This window comes from Parvibacter caecicola, assembly GCF_003725335.1.
Lineage (GTDB): Bacteria > Actinomycetota > Coriobacteriia > Coriobacteriales > Eggerthellaceae > Parvibacter > Parvibacter caecicola.
The window spans coordinates 257,811-280,313 of sequence record NZ_QIBY01000002.1; the positions used below are offsets into that span (position 1 = coordinate 257,811).

Consider the following 22,503-nt stretch of genomic DNA (forward strand, 5'->3'; position numbering starts at 1 on the left):
CAGGGGCCTTCTGTCCGGATTACACCGCTTGTCCGGGCAGGGGGCAGGAGGGCGAAAGCGAAGGGCGCGGGGCGGGAACGAAGATCCGGGCAGGAGAAAGCGGGGCGCTAGGCCAGCAGGGCCTTGACGGCGCGCTTGGCTTCCAGGAACTGCTCGGTAAGGGAGAAATCCTCCGCCGCCGGACGCGCCACCGCCACTTCGCCGGCAATTGCGCCGTCTCGCAGCACCAGCACACGGTTGGACAGCAGCACCGCCTCGTCGATGTCGTGGGTTACCAGCAGCACCGACAGTCCCAGCTGCTGCCGCGCCTGGGCAAACCACTGGTGCATCTCCGCTTTGGTGAAGGCATCAAGCGCGGAGAACGGCTCATCCAGCAGCATCACCTCGCGGGAGAACAGGTAGGTGCGGGCCAGGGCCGCCCGCTGGCGCATACCGCCGGACAGTTGCGCCGGCCACAGCTGGCCCGCATCCGCCAAGCCGAACCGGGGCAGCAGCGCCTCGGCTTCGGCCCGCGCTTGTGCTTTGGAGGCGCCCCGCAGCCGCAGCGGCAGCCCCACGTTGTCAGCCACCCGCATGCTTTCCAGCAGCAAGTCTTTCTGCATCATGTAACTCACCTGGCCCGATTGGCCGGTGATGTCGCGCCCTTGCAGCAGCACGCGCCCGGCATCGGCCGGCAGCAGCCCCGCAATCACGTTGAACAGGGTGGTTTTGCCGCCACCGCTGGCCCCCAGCAGGCTCACCAGCTCGCCGCGGCGCAGCTGCAGGCCCACGCCCCGCAGCACCGGGCGTCCGTCGAAGGCAACGGCCACCCCTTCCACATCGAGCACGGTTTCATGTTCTTGCAAGGCCGTTGCCTCCTTTCGTCTTGGTTCGCCTCTTTGCGGGGGCGGGCGTTTTCCCCTGCCGAAATCACGGACCCGGCTGGAACCCAGGCAGAGATAGAATCTCTGCCCTACGATGCCCTGTCTGACAGCGCAGCAACAGGTCCGTTCCGGCACCTGCGCCGGCGATCCGGCCGCGGATTCGCGCCAGCAACCTGGCCGCAGGTTCGCCGCGGCAGCCTGGCCGTCGGACCGCGCCGGCAGCCTGGCCGCAGGGCCGTGCCCGGCAACCGAGAGGTTCCCCTATGCGCGTGGAAACCCTCGGCGGCCGAGCGATTCCCGTGGCCGCTAGGCCTCCGCGGGCAAATACTTGTTGGTGAAGCCAGTCGCCGGGTCCAGCGCGCCGTCAATCAGTTGGTTGTCCAGCAGCCACTGGTAAAACGCGCTCCAACGGCCGGCGTCCATCACGCCCCACTGGGCCGCGTCCGCCTGATACTGCCTCGACAGAAACTGCTGCGACGCCCGCACCAAATCGGCGTTGGCGGCCAACTCCGGCACCTGCTCCATCAAGATGTCCGCCGCCCCGTCAGGATTGCTGATGGCGTACTGGTAGCCCTTCGCCAGCGCCGCCAAAAACTTGCGCGCGGTTTCCGGATGCTCCTGCAGAAACTGGTTGTTGGCAATCACCACCGGCGTGTAGTAATCGAACACCGGGCTGATGTCGGCGAAGTTGAAGTAATCCACCGGCAGGCCGGCCACATCGCAGGCGGCCTTGCCCCAGCCCTCGAACACCCAGATGGCATCCACGCTGCCGGACTGCAGCGCCGACACCTCATCGGTCGGCGTGGAGGGCACCAGCTGCACCTGGGAGAATTCGCCCCCGTCGTCGCTCATCACTTTGGCGATAGTGGCCTGCTCCACCGGCAAATCCCACGTGGCGTACTTGTGACCCGCCATCCCAGCCGGCCGGTCCATCCCCTCGCCTGCACGGGAGACGATGCCGGACGTGTTGTGTTGCAAAATGGCCGCCACCGCCGTAATGGGCAGGGCGTCGTCGCCCACCAGCGCCGGCGCCATAGTGTCTTGGAAGCTGACACCGAACTGGCCGCGACCGGAGGCCACCATCGCTTCGGCCGTGCCGTCGGCCGGTTGCACGATTTCCACCTCCAGCCCCTGCTCGGCGAAGTAGCCTTCCGCCTGGGCCACGTACAGGCCGGTGTGGTTGGTGTTGGGGGTCCAGTCCAGCACAAAAGTTATCTTCTCAGGGGCCGCCGACTGCCCGTTGCTGCCACCGTTGCCCGGTGCATCCTCCATCGGGGCCGCAGCACTGCCTTCGCCGGAGGCCTCCCCATCGGGCGCCCCCTGCGAGGCACATCCGCACACACCCACGGCCAGCAGCGCTGCCATAACCGTTGCTGCCGCCAGCGCTCCTGCGCGCCGGCCAAAACTACGTTTCTTCATTAATTGCTCCCTACTTTTCTATGTTTCACTAGCTCACAACCAATATGCGCCCCACCAAATGAGGCTTGCCAAATCTTCGTAGGGCCGAGATTCTGTCTCTGCCTAGGCAGACGTCCTGCATATCCTTACAACCCGGGCAGCCATAGAATGCCTGCCCCGCAAAGAGCCGCCTGGAACAACAGCCCTGGTCCGCCTCAGGGCATTTCCTCATTCCTTCTCCCCACGCCCACGGCGCCAGGGCATCGATTTCCGTTCCGCCAGCCCCACCAGCAGCATTAGCAGCAGCGAGAGGGCGGAGATCACAAATATCACCGCGAACATGCGGTCGAAGGCAAACGCCTTTTGCACCCGGGTCATGTACACCCCCAGGCCGTTGAAGCCGCCCAGCCATTCGCTGATCACGGCGCCCACCACCGCATAGGCCACGGCGATGCGCAGCCCCGAGAAGAACTCCGGCAGCGCGCCGGGTATCTTCACGAAGCGAAAAATTTGCCAGCGGCTGGCCCCCATGCTGCGCATCAGGGCCACTTCGTCCGGGTCAACCGATTGGAAGCCCTGCAGCAAGCCCACCGCAATGGGGAAAAACGTGACCAGGGCCACCAGCACCACTTTCGGGGCGATGTCGTAGCCCAGCCACAGCACCAAAAGCGGGGCGATGGCCACCACCGGCACCGTTTGGCTGAGTACCAGCAGCGGGTAAATGGCGCGGCGCAGCAGGGCGAAGGCGTCCATCACCACAGCGATGGCGAAACCTGCCGTCACGCCGGCCGCCAGCCCCAGCGCCGCCTCTTGCAGTGTGACCAGGCTGTGGCTGAACAGCAACGGGGTGTCCGCAGGGAAAACCGCCAGCACGTCGGCCGGACTGGGCAGCATGTAACTGGGCACGGCGCCGCTGGTGGCCAGCAGCTGCCACAGCAGCAGCACCGCCAGCACCGCCGCGGCGGCCGGCAGGTAGTTTTTCGCAAATCGCTTCATCCAGCATTCCTTACTTGAAGCCGTATCAATCGGCCAAAGGCCCGCATCCGCATCCCTGGCGCACTCCGCCGAAGCCCCGTGGCCGCGCCCACGGCGAGCTCCGCCGAAACCCGCGTGCGCGTCTTTCGTAGGACAGAGACTCTATCTCTGCCTGGGCTACAAGCTCCGATTGGCCATCCGCCCAGGCTCCGGCCCATTACACGGCTGACCCACCGCAACTTGCAGGCGAACCTGCAATCGCCCCAGCACCAAACAGATGCCCGGCGCCACATCCCCGGCGCCGCGCCGCCGAAGCCCCGTGGCCGCGTCTTTCGTAGGACAGAGATTCTATCTCTGCCTGGGCTACAAGCCCCAATCGAGCCTCGGCTCAGGCCCCGGCGCCTACTCGGCGTGGTGCTTCGTCACCTTCTTGCCGATGGAGAGAATCTCCCCTTCCGGCTTCCACTCCACCTTGATGTAGGCGCTCACCTTCGGGGCGCCGGCACGGATGGCCACGTGCTGGCACTCTTTCAGCACGTCCATCAGCTGATCGTAATCGTCCCCTTCAATGGTGGTCTCGAACGGCCCCACGTAATAGGACAGCCCGGTGGATTTGATGTAGTCGATCACCTCGTCCACAATGCGCACCACCTCGTTGTCGTCCAACGTGGCGGGCAGCACCTGGATGGCCACACTTGCTTGCATGTTTGCTCCTTCGGTTCGGGGCGCTGGCACACCATGCCGCGCCAGACGGTCTCGCAGATCCGCGCAAGGAGGAGCTTCTCTTCGCGCCGGGCAAGGCGCCGGGCAAGGTGCCGGACGCCTTCCGCCAGCCGCAGGCTCATCCGCCTCCGAATTCGCCCCCGCCAGCACCAAGCGCCTATGGCCCACCAAAGCAAAAGCCCCACCTGCGGAATGCAAGCGGGGCTTCAAAGCGGTAAACCGGTATCACGCTTCACTTCCTACGCTGGCATTACCCAGATCAGGTTCGCGGGTCGCAGGAAAAACCTGCCTCTCAGCCCTTCCATTCGGGCTCCCCGTAGCGCCGTTCATTGTGGGGGAAGCCGCCGGCCCTGTCAAGAAACACCCCCGCAACCAGCCCCGCCGACCACGGCCGGCGGCGAGGAAAGGGCGGCCGCAACCGGCGATTCACAGGTCGGTCGCTCCACGCCAGCCCCCCTCACCCACTACCCAGCAAAGGAAATGAGGAAATACCTGAGCCATTCCTTAGAGCAACATCCGCCGAGAGCGTTCGCCAGCGGACGCGAAGCCATTTATACTCGTTGAAAAATCCGTCGAAAGGAACCGCCATGTCCGTGCAAAACCCCGTTGCAACCCCCGCCGTCGATGCCGCTTCCGCCGCCTTCGCCCCGCTGTTCGGGTTGGGCGAGCCCAACGATGGTTTCGCCCAATATTTCAGCGGCCAATCGTTCTTGAACCCCCTCACCGATCCGCAAGTCACCCAGTTCATCGCGAACGTGACCTTCGAGCCCGGCTGTCGCAACAATTGGCACATCCATCACGCCAGCACCGGCGGTGGCCAAATTTTGCTGTGCACCGATGGCCGCGGTTGGTACCAAGAGTGGGGCAAAGAGGCGCAGCCGCTGACGCCGGGCACCGTGGTGTTCATCCTTGCCGATGTAAAGCACTGGCACGGCGCCGCCCGCGACAGCTGGATGAGCCACGTGGCCTTCGAGGCGCCGGGCACCGACTGTTCCAACGAATGGCTGGAGCCGGTGAGCGACGAAGACTACAACGCCCTGGCCTAACCCCAAGCCGTGGCGGAACTAGGGGCCTATTCCTGCCAAAAGGGTCCATGCGCCCCTCCCCCCACGCGCTTTGGCGGAACTAGGGGCCTAATTCTGCCAAGCGATGCCAAAACCACGCCGAATCCCGAGCCGTGGCGGAACTAGGCGGCTATTCCCGCCAGCGCCCCGGCAAGACGCCCCTTGATTCCAGGCCCTGGCGGAACTAGGGGCCTAGTTCCGCCAGGGACGGCGTTGGGGCGGGGTGAGCACAACGGCAAACATGGCGCCGCGCCTGGCGGCAGCACGCCTGGCGGCGCCTCGCCCGACCACGCCGCAGCCGACCACGCCGCGCCTGGCGACACCGCGGCTGGCGACACTACTCCGGTCATGCTGCACTTGGCGGCGTCACGCCCCACTACGCTGCACTCGGCGGCGCCACACCCAGCGACGTTGCGTTCAGCGCTGCTGCATCTGGCGGCTCCACGCCCGGCAAGGGACAGCAAGGGACAGCCAGCTACTTCTTCAGGGCGCCGAAGAGACCGCGGATGAGTTGGCGGCTGGCTTCGCGCCCTATCTGGCCGATAACCGAGTTCACGGTTTTCGCCGCCTGCTCGGCCCGCTTCTGGGCGGCCTTGGCCTCCTGCTCGGCTGCCTTTTCCGCTGCCTTCGCCTGACGCTCGGCCTCCTTTACCGCCGCAGCGGCCACCGCCTTCGCTTCCTTCTCGGCGGCTTTCTGGGCCTTCGCCTCTTCTGCAGCCTTCTGCTCCTCGAACGCCGCCCGCTCAGCCTCCAGCGCGGCCCGCTCCTGGGCCAAGGCGTCGGCCTCTTCCGCTTGGGCCTTCTGACCGGCAATCAGTTCGTAGGCGCTCTCGCGATCAACCGCCGTGCCGTACTTCTCCATCAGCGGCGCCTGCGCCTGCACCACCTGCTGCAGCACCGCGGCATCGGCCGCCCCCATGCTGCACTCCGGCGTCACCACCAGCGCCCGCTCCACCACCGCCGGCTTGCCCTCTTCGTCCAGAAACGACACCAGCGCCTCGCCGGTGCCCAGCTCCAGCAGCGCTTGAGCGCTGTCGAACGCCGGGTTCTCCCGGAACGCCGCCGCAGCCGCCTTCACCGCCTTCTGCTCCGCCGGCGTGTAAGCGCGCAGCCCGTGCTGAATGCGGTTGGACAGTTGCGCCAACACCTCGTCAGGAATGTCGGAAGGCGACTGCGTGATGAAGTACAGCCCCACTCCCTTCGAGCGCACCAGCTTCACCACCTGCACAATCTTGTCCTGCAGCTCCTTCGGGCAGCTGTCGAACAGCAGGTGCGCTTCATCAAAGAAGAACACGAACTTCGGCTTCTCCAAATCGCCCACCTCGGGAAGGGTTTCGTACAATTCGGAGAGCATCCACAGCAGGAACATGGCGTAAATCTGCGGGCTGGAAATGAGTCGCGCGGCGTTCAAGATGTTCACGTAGCCGGCGCCGGATTCATCGCAGGCCATCCAATCGCCCAGTTCAAGGTCCGGTTCGCCGAAGAACACGTCGCCCCCTTGATCCTCCACCGCAATGAGCGCCCGCAAAATGGCAGCGATGGATTGGCTGGACATGCGGCCGTATTCCATCTCGTATTCCTTGGCGTGTTCGGCGGCGAAGTTCAGCATGGCCCGCAGGTCTTTGAGGTCGATGAGCAGCATTTCGTTGCTGTCGGCGATGCGGAACACGATGTTCAGCACCCCTTGTTGCACATCGGTGAGCCCCAGCAGTTGCCCCAACAGCGCCGGCCCCATGTCGGAAACGGTCACGCGCACCGGAATGCCCTGACCGCCCAGCATGTCCCACAGCCGCACCGGGCACGCGGCGGGCGTCCAGTTGGAAATACCCATCGTGGCCATGCGCTCTTGCAGCTTCGGCGTGTCTTCGCCCGGCTGGGCCATGCCGGTCACGTCGCCCTTCACGTCCGCCAGAAAAACCGGCACCCCTGCCTGGGAAAAGCCTTCCGCAAGCGTTTTCAGGGTGACGGTTTTGCCGGTGCCGGTGGCGCCGGCCACCAGGCCGTGGCGATTGGCCTTGTCAAGCAGCAGGTAGCAGGGGTTTTCGCCCTTGGCGGCGAAGATGCGATCACCGTCCAACATGGAAGGTCCTCTCGGTTGAAGGGTGCCCAGCGCGGGGGCGTTTCCCTCACTATAGGCAACCGCGCCCCACCCGCACCGTTTTGCACCCCATCCGTTGCCCGCGCCGACGCGCTGAGCCATTCGGATTGCCCCCTGCCTCCTTCCTTTCTAACGTCTCACCAGGGGGTCGCCGTCGCAGGTCGAATTCGTAGGGCAGAGATTCTATCTCTGCCTAAACGGACCGCCCGTTTGGGGCAGCGGCTTCAGGCCGAGATAGAATCTCGGCCCTACGAAAATGGCCCGGCAGGACGAGCCCCGTCGCGGCCGTGCGGGGGAAGGGCGGGGGTGGTCCAACAAAGCGAGTTCCGCACGACGGAAAAGCGCCAGTGGCGCTTTTCCCAAAGCAGGACTGTCTGAGCGACTTGGGCTGCCCCCGCCCTTCCCCCTGCCCCAGAAACGCGAAGGCAGAGATAGAATCTCTGCCCTACGAATTCGACCTGAGAATATATTCTGCCCAACCGGCTCAGCTTCAAAACCTGACGTTACCCCGTCCCCTGTCATGGGTTCCTGTCATGGGTTAGGCGGCGCGGAAGCCGACGGGGTGGCGGCGGATTGCGCCCGGGGTGGGGGCGGTGGCGAAGTCGGCGGCCTCCAGGGTGGTGAGGGCCTCGTCGCTCAAGGCGTCCAGGCCCGCATCGCCCGCTGCCAGCCGTACCGCCTGGGCCACCAGGGCATCGTCCAGCAGGTTGCGCACGAACCGGGCATTGCCGAAGCCCTCTTCTCCGCCAGCCCCGCGCACCGCCCGCGCCACTGCCGCCTGCGCACCCGCCGTAAGCGCGAACCCACGCTGGCGCGCCATCAGCCGGGCGATAGCGCACAGCTCCTCCGGCGAATAGTCGGGAAAATCCAGCCGGCAGCGCACCCGCGACTTGAAGCCGGGATTCATAGCCAGCAACTGCTCTATCTCGCGCGGGTATCCGGCCAGGATCACCACCACATCGTGGCGCAGCTTCTCCATCTGGTCGATGATGGCCGCCACCGCCTCGTCGCCGAAGCCGTTGTAGCCCTCGCACAGGCTGTAGGCCTCGTCGATGAAGATCACCGACCCCTTCGCCTTGCGAAACAGCGCTTCCACCTTCGGCGCCGTGTGCCCCACCGCCTGCCCCACCAAATCTTGGCGGCCGCACTCGAAGAAATCCCCTACCGACAGCACCCCCTCCTCTTTGAGGATGCGCCCCATCAGCCGCGCCACCTCCGTTTTGCCGGTGCCGGGGTTGCCGGCGAAGGCCATGTGCAGGGGCAGGAACGGCGCCGCCATGCCGCGATCGCGCCGCACCTTTTGGGCCCGCATGAAGTCAATCTGGCCATTCACCAGGCGCTTCACCTCGGAAAGCCCAATCAGCTCCTCCAGCTGGCTGCGGGCGCTCGCTGGCCCCGCCACCGCGGGCGTCGCCTTCCCCAAAACGTCCTGCGGCTCCAGCGTTTGCAGCAGCTGCGACGTCCAACCCTCTGCCGGCCGCGCATTCGCCAGCCGCACTTGCTGCCGCCCGCAGGCATCCTCGAACAAGTTGCGCACGAACCGGGCGTTGCCCTCGTCGTCGCGCACGCCGCCCCGCGCCAGCACATCCCGCACCGCCTCCAGCGTGCGCGGCGGCACATCTATCCCCTTCGCGCGGGCCATGGACTGGAAAATTTGCAGCTTCTCTTCCGGCGAATAATCGGGAAAGTCCAGGTGAAAGCCTATGCGGGAGCGGAAGCCGGGGTTGCTGCGCAGAAGCGCCTCCATGTGGTCGCGATAGCCGGCCAGGATGACCACCACCTCGTCGCGATAGTTCTCCATCAGCGCGATGAGTCGGGCGATGGTGCCGTCGAAGCCCAGCAGCGCGTAGGCCTCGTCGATGAAAATCATCGAGCCCCGCGCCGCTTCGAACAGCTCGTCCAAGTCGATGCCGGGCAAATCGGTGCCGGCGCGGGCGATCAGCCGCCCTTCGGAAAGCACCCGCTGCTCCTTCAGGATGTCGGCGTAAATGCGGGCCACCTCGGTTTTACCGGTGCCCGGCGCCCCCGAAAACACCATGTGGCGGTTGAACTCCACGCAAGGCAGCCCCTGCCGGGACAGCTCGGCGTTCATGGCGTCGCGGGCCAGCAAATCGCGCACCTGCTGCTTCACCGGCCCAAGCCCCACCAGCGCCTCCAGCCGCTCCAGCGCGCCGCCCTTTTTGCTCTGCTGGCGGCGTCGGAAGTCCTGCGCGATCGGCTCATAGGCGAGAAAGCCCTGGCGCGTCAGCTTCTCGCGGCGCCACTCCCAGAACACCTGGGACACATCGTCGAAAGAGCGGTCCTCGCAGCGCTGTTCCAACATCTCGCGCAGCCGCCGATCGGGGGCCAGGCCCTTCTCGCGCGCCAGGGCCTCCAACTGCGACCATACGGCCTCCGCGGAAGCGCCGCCGCGCGCGGCCGACGGGTTGCGCCGCAGTTCCACCAGCGGCACTTCCAGTTGGTTGGCGATGCGTTGGCGCAGGTCATCGCGGCCCGGCGGGATGCTCACGAACAGCTGCACGCCGTCTTCGCGCCCCTTCGCCAGTTCCAGCAGCCGCGTCAGCACCTTGTAGCAACGGGGCTCGAAGCCGTCCCGCCCGTCGAAGGCGCCATAGCGCACCACCAAGCTGTTGCCCGCCAGCGTTTCCATGAAGCCCTCGTTCAGGCATTCGCAAAACCAACGAAACGACCGCTGCGACGAGCTGTTCCAACTCATGCGATCCAAATCCATGAACAGCACGGTGGTGCTGGGCAGCCGACCGCAGCGGTTCAGCGCCTGCACCAGCACGTCCGTCGCCGCCCGGGACTCTCTCTGGCCCGCGGCTTCCACCAGATAAAACGCCGGCGTGAACAACGGGCTGGGGGCCACGCCTTCGCCTTCGCCCAGCGCCACTGCCGGCGCAAACGCGCCGGCCACACCTCCGGGCACGTCGCGGCTCGCCCCTACCCCAACCGCAACGGTCTCCGCAGATGCGCAGGCAAGCGCTCCGCCAACGCCACGCCCGCCAGCCGGGGCCGCCGCCACGCCGCAGAACGCCTCGCTGCCAGCCAACGCGCCGGCCGCCACGCTGCGCGATTCCTCAATGCGCTGCAGCTCTTCGCACAGCGCATTGGAGCAGCGGGCCTTCCGGGCCAACTCCATCTCGCTGGCAAATCCCAACGACGCCTCCAGCCGCTCCTCTTCCACAAAGTCGGGCTCCTGCCGCACCTCGAAATACTCCTTGGCGCACAGCAGCCGCGAAATCTCCGCAACGCGCCGCGTGGACACCCCCGTGAAGGTGCCGAAACAGCTGGCAAACGACTCCTCCCGGATGCCCGTGCACTCTATCTGCCCCGGCACGTCCCACTCGACGCACAAATCCAGCAGCGTCTCCTTCAGCGCGGCCTCGTCCACCACGCCCAGGCGGGTGGCCACCTGCAGCCGAAAGGGCCAGCGTTCATCGCGGTTATAGGAACCAAACGATTCATCAGGCGAAACATAGGTATGGCCATCCAGCACCTTCGCCGGAAAATGGCTCACGCGGTCCCATGGAAACCGACGCCCCTCGTCGGTGGTGAAGTTCACCGTGAAATATCTCATGCTATTTCCTCCTGTCTCTGCCCAGGCCCCGCTGCCGAATCGGGCAGCAACGGCCTGCCCCTTGTCTCCAAGGGGAATGGTCCTGCTGATGAAGATGGGGGTGGGGACCGACGCCCGCCGCCGCGCTAGGTGCGGAAGGGCTCCACCAGCTGCTCAAAGAAGCGGCCTTCGGCCTCGCTCCAGCTGAAGGTGCTGTAGGCGCCGCGTTCCTCGTCGAACTTCAGCACCGGCACCACATGGGAAAACTCGCTGGAACCGTCAAGAAAATAGTGGCTTTGGCCATCCCAGAACACCTCATGGAATGTCGGATCGTTTGCCAAGTACTCGCTGGCGGTGCCCACATGGCCCGCGATGATATCCTTCTCAAAAGAGCCCTGCGTAGGAGGGAATTTCCCGGTGAAGATGCTCTCCTCGGTGCCGTAGCGCCACAAGTCGCCCGCTTCTTCATCGATGCCGGCGTGCACGAAAATCTGCCGCTCGGTTTCGTAAAAACGGGGAAGCGCGGAAATCCACTGGAAAATGCGGCGCGCCCCTTCGTCTTGGGCCGCCGCCCCTTGGATGCGCAGCGCCTGGGCGTAGAACTCGTCCACGTTGCCCAAAAGGCAAATCACCTGGCCCGGATAACGGCGCTGGAGGTCCATCACCAAATAATATATCTCCGGCTTCTGGAACTGATGGTCGATGAAGTCGCCCAGAAGCAGCAGCCGGGCCTCGGGCTGCGCCAGGTCCACCGCTTCGAGCGCCTTCAGGAAGGCGTCGATTTCGCCATGGATATCGCTCATCGCATAGATGCAGGCCATAGTCGGTCCTCCTTGCCGTTTCTCGCGGGGCTCGTAAAATGTTTGCCGGACGCCGCGACTATTCGCCAGCTTCCGTCCAATCGATATCGGTCGATGCCAGGTAATCCATGAAGGCGGGGCTGCCGGCCGCTTCCGCCAGCACGCGCGCCCGACGGCCCATCAGCAGCAGCGCCGTGTTCACCAGCTGCAACGTTTCAGCGCCATCGCGGGGCATCGCCGCTTGCGCCGGCGCCGGCGCAAGCCCCTGGGGCCGCGGGAACAAGGGCACCACCCCGTAGGCCTCGTCCACAAAACTGCCCAGAAGGTAGTTCTGCCGGGCAAACGCCTGCCAACCAGCCTCCCCTTCGCCGAACCGGGCGAAGTAGCTGCGGCACTCTTCCAGCTGCTGCCGCAGCGGGCCGTCCACGGCGCCTGCGGCCACGTACCCCAGGCGCACCGCTTCCAAGAACACATCGGGAAAGCCCCTCACCTGAGCGCTCTTCCCCTTGAAGTCCCCCAGCGCAGCGGGCAGGGGCAGGTAGTTGGCCAAACAGCGGTAACGGCGCTGATATTCGCGCACCAACACGGGCGACACCTCCACCAACCACCGTCGCTGGGCCAGCCACTGCTCGGGGCTTTCTTCGCCCGCCGGCAGAACTCCGGCAAGGCTGTCCCCCGCCGCCACGCCGCCGAATACCGGCGCGAACGGGGCCAGGCAAAACCCTCGGGGCAGGTTGTCGCGCCGCGCCGGATAGCCGTAGTTCAGCCCCCTGCGCGGCCCATCCGCCAGCGCCTGGCGCACCGGCGCCCACAGTTCGGGCCAAAAGCAGTTGTAGAAGCCAGCGCCGTCGCGGCGGTCGAACGCCGGGAAGGCCATGGCGGGGTCGTTCGCGAACAGCGGTTCGTCGGGGGTGCAAAGCGTCGAATCCACCCAGCCGTTGGAGGCCAGGTACACATCGGCGCCCCCCAGCACCGCCGGCGCCTCGAAGCCCAGCGCGTTTGCCCGCGCCACCGCCATCAGCCGCTGCGCCTGGGCTGCATCCAGTGGCGCTTCCTGCGCTTGCAGCGGCAGCGCCCCCTGCTCCTTCAGCCCATAAGCGGCAAACAGCAGGCGCATCACCAGGGGCAGCAGCGGATTCTGTTTGCGAAGAGCCGCCCCCATGGCCGCTTTCGCACTGGCCACCGCCGCTTCCGTTTGGCGGGAAACGATGAAGGTGGTCTGCCGCGTGCCGCCCGCTGTGGCTTGGGCGGCCGTGGCGGATTCCTCCACTGCCTTCCAATCGATGGAGGGCAGGTCGGCCGCAAGCGCTTCCGTCACATGATCCAGCACGCTGCCGAAGGGCATTTTCTTGCCCGCCTGTCGCCCCATCTCCTCCCGCAGCGAATCCATCGCCTGCTGCGTTTGCGGGTCCAGCCGCACCATGAGCCGCGCCATAGCCACCCCCCTTCCGCTGCCGCACGCCCGAACAACCTTTGCTGTCGCGGCCAAAACCGTTGCCAGCGCACCTGCCAGCAGCTGCCGCGACGGTCAAATACCTCTTGCTAAGGCTAAATATACATCAAAAAAATCAGCAGTCAATCAAAATGCTGAATTTTTTTCAGCATTTTTAAAATCATACGCCACCACGGCGCGGAGAGCCTTTCGGTTGCACCGACGCCGTTACAGCGAAACCAGTTGCTGCTGCAGGGCCACGGAGAGCTGGGCCGAATGGCCGGCATCCGCCAGCACCTGCCCCAGCGTGCGGCGCGGAATGACGTAGGTGTTGCTCTCTTGGGAAACATGCATGGCCACCACCGCCTCAAGCCCCGGATGCAGCAGCGCCGCAAGCTCATCGGCCGCCTGACTGTTGGAAAGGTGCCCCTCATCGGAGGCAATGCGCTGCTGCAGGTAATAGGGATAGCCGCATGTTTTCAGCATCGACGGGCAGTGGTTCGACTCCAGCGCCAGCAGCCGCACCCCCGAAAGCGCCTCGTGGGCCGCCGCCGACACGCAGCCGCTATCGGTGAGGTACCCCAGCGCCTCCCCTTCGCATTCCACCCGAAAACCGAAGGAAACCGCCGCGTCGTGGCTGGTGGCGAAGGGGTGCACCTGCATCCCCGCCAGCCCCAACACATCCCCCGCCGCCAAGGGCCGCAGCTCAGCCAGGCCGTCATCGCGCACCTGCTGCAAAGGGCCGCTCTCCCGCACCGTTTCCGGATGAGCGTACAGCGGCACCCGCACTCCTTCCTTCGCTAGGCTCCGCAGCACCACCCCCAGGCACTTGGTGTGGTCGGAATGGGCGTGGGTAACAAGCACGCCCCGCAGCCGCCGCACATCGAAGCCGGCTTCGGCGGCGCGGGCCAGAAAGTCGCGCTTGCACAGGCCGCAGTCGATCAGCAGCCCCTCCCCCGTGGCAGCATTTTCCACAATGGCGGCATTGCCCTTGCTGCCGCTGGCCAGCACATGCAACTTCAAGCACACCGGCGCCCACCTCCTCAAAAAACGTGCTAGCCATGGTAACAGTTCACCCCTGCAAAACCGTGGAGTGTTCGTGGAAGATAAAGCCCCCACAGCATTGCGGCTACAATTAAAGGCGAAACCTGCCGCCGGCACGCGCCGGCACCCACAACGAAAGGCACCGCCTCCCATGGGCAACTTCCTAAACAACTTGGGCCAGAAAATGGCCGCTTTCATGATGGGCCGCAACGGCGTGGACGCCCTGGCCCAGTGGTCCATCGGCGCCGGCATCGTGTGCATGCTGGTGGATTTCCTGATAGGCCCGCTCACGGGGCTGCCCGTTTTCTCGTGGCTCAGCCTGGCCTTTCTCATTTACGCATGCTTCCGCATGTACTCGAAAAACATCGCCTCCCGCGCGCTGGAAAATGCCCGTTTCCAAGCGTTCATCCGCAGCCCCCAAGCGAAGATGCGCCGCCTGAGCGCCCGTATCAAGAACCGCAAAACCACCAAGTACTTCAAATGCGCCCAGTGTGGCCAGTCGCTGTCGGTACCGAAAGACAAAGGCACCCTGCAGGTTACCTGCCCCAAATGCGGCGCCAAAACCAAGATCAAGTCGTAAGGTGCGCCCGTGTTCGGCTACGTGATTGCCAACCTGTCCACCTTGTCGGAGGAAGAGAAAGCCCGCTACCAGGCGGTTTACTGCGGCCTGTGCCAAGAACTGAAGCAGCGCTACGGCCAAGCCAGTCGGCTGTGCCTCACCTACGACCTCACCTTCTACGTCCTGCTGGCCAGCTCGCTGCAAGAGCCGGCCGAAGAAAGCGGCCCCAACCACTGCATCATGCACCCAGGCGGCGGCCGCAGCTTCACCCGCAACTGCTGCACCACCTACGCCGCCCACCTCACCGTGGCGCTGGCCTACCACAAGTGCCTGGACGACTGGCGCGACGACCAAAGCCTAAAAGCCCGCACCAGCGCCGCTGTGCTAAAGGGCGCCTACCGCAAGGCGCAGCAGGCCATTCCCGCCCAGTGCGCCGCCATCGAACAGGCCATGGCCCGCATAACCCAGCTGGAAGGCGCCGGCGCCGCCACCCCGCCCGACGCCGCCGCCCACGAGTTCGGCCTTCTGCTGGGGCAGCTGTTCGCCGCGAACCAGGGGTTCTGGGAAAGCGACATGCAACAGCTGGGCTACCACTTGGGACGGTTTGTTTACCTTATGGATGCAGCGGTGGACTACGAGGACGACCGCGCTTCCGGCAATTACAATCCGTTAGTATATGCAGAATTCCAACCCTGCGAGATGCAGACGCTGCTGGCGGGAATCGCCGGCCAGGCGGCCCGCGTTTTCGAGCGGCTGCCGTTGGTGCAAGACGCTCACCTGATGCGCAGCGTGCTGTACTCGGGGGTTTGGCAGCAGTTCAACAAGCTCTACGCCCCGAAAGAGAGCCCGGAAGCCCGTGACTGAAGACCCGTACGAAATACTCGGCGTGAGCAAGAACGCCAGCGAGGAAGAGATCAAGAAGGCCTATCGCCGTAAAGCGCGCGAGAACCATCCCGACCTCAATCCCGACGACCCTTCCGCCGCCGAGCGCATGAACAAGGTGAACGAGGCTTACGACCGCATCACCAACCCTGAGAAGTACGCCCGGGAAGAGGCGCGGCGGCGCGGCTACGGCGCCCCTTACACCTCCGGCTACGGCAGCCCCTTCGGCGGAAACCCCTACGGGGGGGCGCCGGGGGCGGGCCCTCGCAACCCTTACGGCAACCCCTACGGCAGCGGCCCCCAGTACGTGTACGTGAGCTGGGACGATATCTTCGGCGGCGCGCCGGTTACCGGCGTCATCCACCCGGAGGTTTCGGCGGCGGACTCGGCCGAAGTGCGCTCGGCCATCTCCTACATCAACAACCGCAACTATCGGGCGGCCGTCAGCATTCTGGACAACATTCCTGCCAAAGAGCACACGGCCCGCTGGTACTATCTCAGCGCCATCGCCAATCACGGAGCCGGCAACCAAGCGGCCGCCCTTGAGCGCATCCGCCGCGCCCGCAAGATGGATCCGCAAAACAGCGACTATCTGGCCGCCGAGCGTACCTTCGCCCGCGGCGGGCAGGCCTACCAGCAACAAGGGGAAAGCCGCGGCTTCTCCATGACAGGCATCGACCCCACCACCCTGTGCTGCTGCTTGCTGTGCGCCCCCAGCCTGTGCCAGCCGTTTTTGTTCTGCCTGTAGCGGCAACGACTGCAATCTGGCCAAAACCGCATCACTGTCAGACCAATTGCGGATGCTACCGTGCCAAATTTGTTCTTTTTCGATTGTATCTTTGGCATTTAAAGCTGCTCACGGCTCGCGGAGGCATTTTTCCGCCCTCGCTACATTGGAGCGCCTGACACATGCGCACTTTTTGGCCAGAACTACAAGCTCAACGTCACCCGGAGACCCCGCTACTGCTCTTTCTCGAACAACCGGCGAAGGCGTCGGTGGTGGGGCTTCTTGGCCGGTGTCGAATCCTCCCCTTCGCCAGCGTCTGGCCCTGTTTCCTGTGCAGAAGCATTCCTGGCCCCCGCTGGCTGCTGCGCGACAGACGCCTTTTCCGCCGCATTCGTCGGCACCACCGGCTCCATGGCGCCCGTCCCTTCCAGCAGGGCATCGGAGGCCAGCTCGTGATCCACCGCCTTCAGCACCTGGGGCACGGGCGCGTTATGGGCCTGCACCTGCAGACTTTCCATGACGTCCATCATCTGCTCCACCGGATGCGCATGCACGTAAGGGGCAATGGCGCGAATGGCGGCATCGGCCGCATCGTCAATGCGGGCCGGATCGGAGATGGTGAAGAACAGCACCCCCGCGAATCCGTGCTCGTTGACGGAAGAAAACTGCACCTGCGGCCCCTTTTTCAGCTTCGACACCCGTGCCACCGCCTTGGCGGCGGCATCCTCCATGTGATGAGCCACCCAGGTGAGCCGCTCTTCGTTATAGGTAACTACCACCGGCACGTTCACTTCGCAAATAGGGTCAAGGTGCACGATGGCGTTCGAGTTCAGCATGGAGTTGGGAATGACAATGCGGTCGCCGTCGCCGTTCACCATATGGGTGTAGCGCAGGGTGACATCGGTCACGCGCCCCTTGATGCCGCTCAGCGTGCCCACCTGGATGTTGTCCCCCGGCTTCACGATGCGGGCCACGCTTACCTGAAAACCGCCGATGAGGTTGGAGATGGTGTCCTGCATGCCCAGCGAAACCGCAATGCCGCCAACGCCCAGCGCGGTGATGATGGCGCTTACGTTCACGTTGAAGCAGATGGAAAGCACGCAACTGATGCCGATGATCCACACCAGAGCCCGCACCAGGTTCACGAAAATGGAGCTGGCGGGGAGCAGCGTGGTCTTCTTCAGCAACCGGCGAATGGCGGTGGTGGCAATGCGCGACACCACCAGCGTTAGGAACACGATGGCGACAACGCCCACCACGGTGCCGGCCCAGTCGGAGCGCACGAACTTCTCGAATATGCTGAGGTCTTGTTCCATAACCCCATTATAGAGGCATTTTTTACCCGAACGCCCACGGACGGCGAAGTTTACGCGTGTGTCAGGGGGACGTTCACTTTTGTCACCAGGTGACAAAAGTGAACGTCCCCCGTCAGCCCTCCCCAAAACAAAGCGCCGGCCGCGGAGTGCGGTCGGCGCTTTGCAATTGCGCTCAAAGGCGCGCCTCAGGCGGTGCTGCGCTACAGGCGGCCTATCTTGCGACGGGCAACAAAGGCAATGGCTGCCGCAGCCACCGCGGCTGCGCCCATCCCCCAGGCAACACCGCCCAGGTCGTCGCCGGTGCGGGGCAGGAGCCGCCCAGGGCTGGCCGCTTCGCCCTTCTCGCCAGCCTCACCTTTCACCACATAGGTAAGGCGCACCACCTTCTGGTTGCCGTCTTCGTCGGTGTACACCAGCTCAATGACGTAGGTGCCCGGCACCGACTGGTCAATCTCGTCCACCGTCTTGCCATCCTTGGTGATGATCACCTCAGGGGTGCCCTTTGGCAGCTCGTCGCCCAGCTCTTTTTTCACGATGTCCAGAATGTCCTCCGGAGTCACCTTGCCGCCGGGCATCGGCGGGATGTCGATGGGCTTGTCGATGACCACTTCCGGCTTTTTGGGCTCTTCCTCGGGGTCAGGCACCAGGGGCGCCATGCGAACCTCAACCGAATGGTGCTTGCCGCCCTCCAGCGCCGTGAACTCATAGCTGGTCATGCCCTCGGTGAGGGGCACTTCCTTGCCGTCCACGTACACCGCCTTCACGTAGTAGCCCTCGGCCGGGGCCCAGGTTATTACGCGGTTGCTGCCGGGCTGGTTATAGCTGTTGCCGGTGATGGTGCCGGCGCCGCCCAGAATCTCGGTAGTGATCAGCGAATAGCTGTCCGGCTGCTCGGGGTCGATCACCGGTCGCGGGTCGGAGTCGTTCGGGTCGTCCGGATCGGGCACGTGGTCGGGGTCTTCCTCGAAGACAATCACCACGTTGTGGTCCCGCTGCATCTTCTCGAACGACAGCGCGCCCTTAGCCAAATCGCGCATGAGGTCCAGCCGCTCGATGCCGTCCACCGTCACCGACTTCACCCGGTGGCCCTTCGCGGCCGTCCAGGACACCTCGGCAAAGCCGCCCTGGCGCACCGAAACCGACGGCGACGCATCGCCCGGGCCCACCGTCACCACGTTCACGTACAGGTATTTCTCGTCGCCCTTCTCGCCCGGAATGCCACCCGGATTGCCGGGCGTGCCGGGCTTCTCGGGGTTGGTGGGGTCGGGCACCGTGGGGTCGTGGCCGTTGGGGTTGTCGGGGTTCACCGGCTTGTCGCCGGGGTTGGTGCCGGGGCCAGAGTTGCTTTCCTTCTCGGACACATACACCACCACGCTGTGGTCGCCGCGGATGTTGGAGAAGTCCACCTTACCGGCGGTCAGCAGGTCGTCGCGCATCTTGCCGTCCACCATCACCGCCGTCACATGGCGGTCGGAGTCGGACTGCCAGGTGATGGTGCGGCTCTCCCCCGCCCCGATGCCGATTTGAGTAGCGGTGATCTTGCCGCCCGAGCCACCGGCGATGGCGGTGGTGATGGTGTAGCTGGTGCTGGGGTTGGTGCCGGGGCCGCTCGAGCTGCCGGGCGACGTGAACACCGCCTCCACCGTGTAATCGGAGTCGATCAGGCCGCGCGGCAGCGTTACCGTCACCTTGCCGTCGGCGTCGGTGGTGATCACCACACCGTCTTTGCCGTTCTCCAGCAGCTGCTTCACCGAGCCACGCTGCAGGTACAGCGCTTCCACGGTGCTGCCATCCTTGGGGGTAACGGTGATGGTCACGTCGCTGGTGGAGCTTTCCGGCACCGTAACCGACGGGGAAATCTCCCCCAGGCCGCCGCTTATTTTGGTGTCCACCACGTAATCCTGCGAGTAAGTGTTATCTGCCGCCGTGCCGCGGTACACCACCTCAACGGAGTGGTTGCCGGTGATGTTGTTGAAGTCGATTTCGGTCATACCGGCGTTATTGGCGTTGTCGGTGTCGGTCTTGGGGTTGTTCAGGTACTCGTCGTACACCACCTTGCCGTCCACCTTCACCAGCGACAGTACCGCGTCGGTGGAGTCGGCCTGCGGCGCCCACGACACTTTATAGCTGCTGCCGGCCTTCACCACAGTGGTAGGGGAAATGGTGCCGGGGCCGCTGATGGTGGTGCTCACCATCCAGGTGCCGTCCGAGCCGTCGGTGGCCACCCGCTGGGTGAGCACCTTCACTGTGTGGTTGGCGCCGATTTTGCTGAAGTCGATGGAGTTGGTGCTCTCGTCGAAGGGCACCGCCACGCCGTCCACCTCGATGGAGGTGATGCGGTAGCCGGGCTTCACCGACCAACCCACGGAATAATTGCTGCCGGCGGTCACCGTGCCGCTGTCGGTCATGCCCTCCACTCCACTGTCGGCGATGGCGTTCACCGAGAAGGTGTCGTCCTGGGTGTCGTCGCTGCCGGGGGTGTTGGAGGGATCGTCATCGGCGGGCTTGGCCTTGAACACCACAATCACCTCTTTGGGCTTGCTGCCCATGGTGACGGTGGCGCTGTTGGCAAGGTCGGCCCGTGGCGCCAGCGCGCGGGCGGTGCGGGCCGCCGGCAGGCTGCGGCCCGCCGGGGCGGACTGAGCCACCAAATCGTCGCGCACCGAGGAGTCCTCGAACACCGCCACCACTTGCGCGTCGCCGTCCGCTTCCCAAGAAATCTTGGCGGCGTCACCGCTGTAATACTTCGCCGTGCCAGCCACCTTGCCCGGCCCCACCGCCGTAACCGTCAAAGGATACGAAGGCTTGTCGGAAGAGCTCTTCACCGTGGCAACGCCCAAGTTGGTCATCTCGAAGTCGTGATGGGTAGCGCTTTCGTCAACGAATTTGCCCCGCACCGAAGCGCGGTTCACGTATTCCTTGTAGCTGGTGCTGGCCTTCGCCTCGCCGGTGCAGGTAATCTCGAAGAAGCCCTGGGTGGTAATCACGTTGGTGGTGTCGTTCGTGGCCACCTCAATGGTAAAGCTGCCGTCTTCGTTTTTGTCCACCCGCAACACGTCCAGCTCGAATTTCTTATTCACCAGGGGATCCTTGCCGTTACTGGATTCGGCTGACGAAAAATATGCAGTGATAGATTCGCGATTGAGGGTCTTGAGCGAATCGATAGTCACCGTGAACACCGGGCTCTCCAGCCCGATGTAGCGGTTGTCATTGGTTACATTCTCGCTCACCGTGGTAACGCGCAAAGTGTCGCCTTCGTTGGCATAGTTGACGCGGGGGTTGTATCCCTCATCGGAAGTGGAGTAATGCTGAGTGAGGTTGGCAACGGACATCTTGGTTTCCAACACCGGGGTCACAATATCCACCGCCATGCCCACAGCCGTGAGGATGGCCGGCTCATCAGTAGAAGACACCCGTGCGGTTACGCTCGTTTCCCCTCCGGCCAGTGTCATCACCTTGTTCGTGGGTTTGCTGGATTCAGGAACAATATCGGCCACGAACAAGTCGGTATTGTGGATTTTCTTGCCGCCCGGGAAGGCGGTTTCGATGCCTCCTGAATTTGCCAGGCGGGCTCTCGGATCAAACGAGGTTTCTACCAGACGGTCTTTATTGTCGATGCTCAAATTGGAAAAATATCTTTGGGTGCGCTGTTTATCGGGGTTCTCAACCTTGGTAAAAGATCCCGAACCGTTAACGGCATATTGGAACGACTGAGCACTGCTGCCGATATCGCTACCGTCCATAGCAGCCATAATCTCACCGGTGGGCTCTTTGGCTACGCTCAGGCCGACGCCATCAATGTTCACCGTGGCAGCACGACCGCTCGTAAGGCTTGTGCCGCCCAGCAGCAAGCGCAACATGCGGGGGCGCAGATCTTCGTTTTCCTCCACCACAATCAGCTTCCAGGAAGCGAAGTAGTCCCCGCCTGCGGCGGCAGCGCCATCACGGGTCCCCGAAGGGATATTGATGGCAGAATACCAGCCATAACCCTGACTCTTCACAAAGTCGGTCACATCGAAGAAACAGGCCGCCCGGTTCTTCTCGCTGTCATGGTATATCACCTCGGGGAAGTATCGGTTTATTTCGCCTTTCGGTCCCATGAAGCAGAAACCGTAGTGGCTGAGGGGCGTATGCCCCAGCGCGGTGTTCCCGCCGGTAGATGCGTAGTTTTGCGTAGCCGCCACCACCAGATACGCCGCCTGGATGTTGCGAACGGCAATCCCCTCATCGGCCACCAGCTCCGCCGAACTGGAATTGGTGTTGGTCGCAGCATCACCTCCGATATTCCTGCCGTTCAGCGGTTCCAGGCTATAGCCCACCAAAGCCGACTCGTCCCCTACGCGAGACGAATGCACGGCCTGGCCGTTCAGGGTGTCGTACTTGCCCCGGACGTTCGTATTGCCCGTCACGTTAATCTGCAACGAGCCCACCATCCCCACAAAACCGCTTTGCGTTACCCCGGTGCTGGGATTAGTAACTGATTTGCCAATGGTGTCGGGCGCAAAGACCGCCGCATCCCGCGCATCGGGGTTGATCACATTCACACCCGCGCGGGGTTGGGGCGCGGCTTCTGCGGCGGGTTCTTCGTCGGAAGCATCGGGTTCGTCGGCCAGGACTGCGGGCTGGGCGGCGGGGGCAGGAGCAGCTTCAGCGGTATCGGGTTCGTCGTCGCCCTCGGCCGGGGTGTCCTCCTGGCCCGAGGAGACGGCGCCGTCATCTGCGACGCCATCGCCGCTCGGCACCGCATCTTCGCCGGACCCGTTGTCCTCTTCGCCATCGGCAGCGCCATCGATCGGCTGCGATTCGTCTGCATCGCTGGGCGCGCCCTCTTGCGGCTGGTTCGCTTCGGCACCGCCGGTCACGCCGGCATCGTCGAGCCCGGCGAACACCGCCGTCCCCAGCGGCATTTCCGCCAGCGCCGGCGCACCAAAGGGCGACAGCCCCAGCACCAGCACCAGCGCCAAGAACGTCGCCATGGCGCGCTTGAGCATCCGCCCGCGCGTTACAACGCGGCAGTTAGGACTACCCCCCCCCTGCTCACTTGAGCCCCAGGAGGCTCTTGC

Annotated in this window: 15 protein-coding genes and 1 riboswitch; of the genes, 4 read left to right on the forward strand and 11 right to left on the reverse strand. The window is 64.4% G+C overall.

Translation table 11 applies throughout. The features are described 5' to 3' along the window. Positions 1 to 107 precede the first annotated feature (107 nt). The 4 genes from DMP11_RS03055 to DMP11_RS03070 form a co-directional block, all read right to left on the reverse strand. Complete coding sequence (locus tag DMP11_RS03055; protein ID WP_123185024.1) at positions 108 to 845, reverse strand: ABC transporter ATP-binding protein; 738 nt, start codon at positions 843 to 845, stop codon at positions 108 to 110. 324 nt (positions 846 to 1,169) lie between these two features. Continuing rightward, on the reverse strand, positions 1,170 to 2,282 hold the full coding sequence (locus DMP11_RS03060; RefSeq protein WP_211329062.1) for an ABC transporter substrate-binding protein: 1,113 nt from the start codon (positions 2,280 to 2,282) through the stop codon (positions 1,170 to 1,172). Positions 2,283 to 2,489: 207 nt separating this feature from the next. Next, a complete protein-coding gene (locus DMP11_RS03065) occupies positions 2,490 to 3,257 on the reverse strand; it encodes an ABC transporter permease (RefSeq protein ID WP_123185026.1) in 768 nt (255 codons plus the stop codon). Between the two features lie 381 nt (positions 3,258 to 3,638). Next, positions 3,639 to 3,941, reverse strand: coding sequence for a thiamine-binding protein (locus DMP11_RS03070; protein ID WP_123185027.1), 303 nt, complete (start codon positions 3,939 to 3,941; stop codon positions 3,639 to 3,641). A 234-nt stretch (positions 3,942 to 4,175) separates the two neighbouring features. After that, a riboswitch (TPP riboswitch) is annotated at positions 4,176 to 4,286 on the reverse strand. Between the two features lie 260 nt (positions 4,287 to 4,546). Between DMP11_RS03070 and DMP11_RS03075 the strand changes: the two genes are divergently transcribed. Next, a complete protein-coding gene (locus DMP11_RS03075; RefSeq protein ID WP_123185028.1) occupies positions 4,547 to 5,005 on the forward strand; it encodes a cupin domain-containing protein in 459 nt (152 codons plus the stop codon). Positions 5,006 to 5,498: 493 nt separating this feature from the next. Here DMP11_RS03075 and DMP11_RS03080 read toward each other — a convergent pair whose 3' ends face one another. The 5 genes from DMP11_RS03080 to DMP11_RS03100 all read right to left on the reverse strand — a co-directional run bounded on the left by DMP11_RS03080 (position 5,499) and on the right by DMP11_RS03100 (position 13,941). Continuing rightward, positions 5,499 to 7,103, reverse strand: coding sequence for a helicase HerA-like domain-containing protein (locus DMP11_RS03080; protein ID WP_123185029.1), 1,605 nt, complete (start codon positions 7,101 to 7,103; stop codon positions 5,499 to 5,501). Positions 7,104 to 7,659: 556 nt separating this feature from the next. Then, complete coding sequence (locus DMP11_RS03085; RefSeq protein WP_123185030.1) at positions 7,660 to 10,701, reverse strand: AAA family ATPase; 3,042 nt, start codon at positions 10,699 to 10,701, stop codon at positions 7,660 to 7,662. Between the two features lie 125 nt (positions 10,702 to 10,826). After that, positions 10,827 to 11,501 (reverse strand): metallophosphoesterase, encoded by a 675-nt coding sequence (locus tag DMP11_RS03090; protein ID WP_123185031.1) that lies wholly within the window; start codon positions 11,499 to 11,501, stop codon positions 10,827 to 10,829. A 58-nt stretch (positions 11,502 to 11,559) separates the two neighbouring features. Beyond that, the gene (locus tag DMP11_RS03095; protein WP_123185032.1) at positions 11,560 to 12,915 is read right to left on the reverse strand and encodes a hypothetical protein; all 1,356 of its coding nucleotides are present in this window, start codon (positions 12,913 to 12,915) and stop codon (positions 11,560 to 11,562) included. Positions 12,916 to 13,140: 225 nt separating this feature from the next. Beyond that, positions 13,141 to 13,941, reverse strand: coding sequence for an MBL fold metallo-hydrolase (locus DMP11_RS03100; RefSeq protein WP_214647106.1), 801 nt, complete (start codon positions 13,939 to 13,941; stop codon positions 13,141 to 13,143). Positions 13,942 to 14,107: 166 nt separating this feature from the next. Here DMP11_RS03100 and DMP11_RS03105 point away from each other — a divergent pair, with 166 nt between their 5' ends. The 3 genes from DMP11_RS03105 to DMP11_RS03115 are packed head-to-tail and all read left to right on the forward strand — an operon-like array spanning position 14,108 to position 16,145. Further along, positions 14,108 to 14,536, forward strand: coding sequence for a hypothetical protein (locus DMP11_RS03105; RefSeq protein WP_123185034.1), 429 nt, complete (start codon positions 14,108 to 14,110; stop codon positions 14,534 to 14,536). Positions 14,537 to 14,545: 9 nt separating this feature from the next. Further along, on the forward strand, positions 14,546 to 15,379 hold the full coding sequence (locus DMP11_RS03110; RefSeq protein WP_123185035.1) for a DUF5685 family protein: 834 nt from the start codon (positions 14,546 to 14,548) through the stop codon (positions 15,377 to 15,379). Then, complete coding sequence (locus DMP11_RS03115) at positions 15,372 to 16,145, forward strand: DnaJ domain-containing protein (RefSeq protein ID WP_123185036.1); 774 nt, start codon at positions 15,372 to 15,374, stop codon at positions 16,143 to 16,145. Before DMP11_RS03110 ends, DMP11_RS03115 begins: the two co-directional genes overlap by 8 nt. A gap of 212 nt (positions 16,146 to 16,357) precedes the next feature. Here DMP11_RS03115 and DMP11_RS03120 read toward each other — a convergent pair whose 3' ends face one another. Together DMP11_RS03120 and DMP11_RS03125 are read right to left on the reverse strand one after the other, a co-directional pair. Then, positions 16,358 to 17,440 (reverse strand): mechanosensitive ion channel family protein, encoded by a 1,083-nt coding sequence (locus DMP11_RS03120; RefSeq protein ID WP_123185037.1) that lies wholly within the window; start codon positions 17,438 to 17,440, stop codon positions 16,358 to 16,360. A gap of 200 nt (positions 17,441 to 17,640) precedes the next feature. Next, positions 17,641 to 22,431, reverse strand: a complete 4,791-nt coding sequence (locus DMP11_RS03125) for an ICP22 family protein (protein WP_123185038.1) — start codon at positions 22,429 to 22,431, stop codon at positions 17,641 to 17,643. Between the last annotated feature and the right edge of the window lie 72 nt (positions 22,432 to 22,503).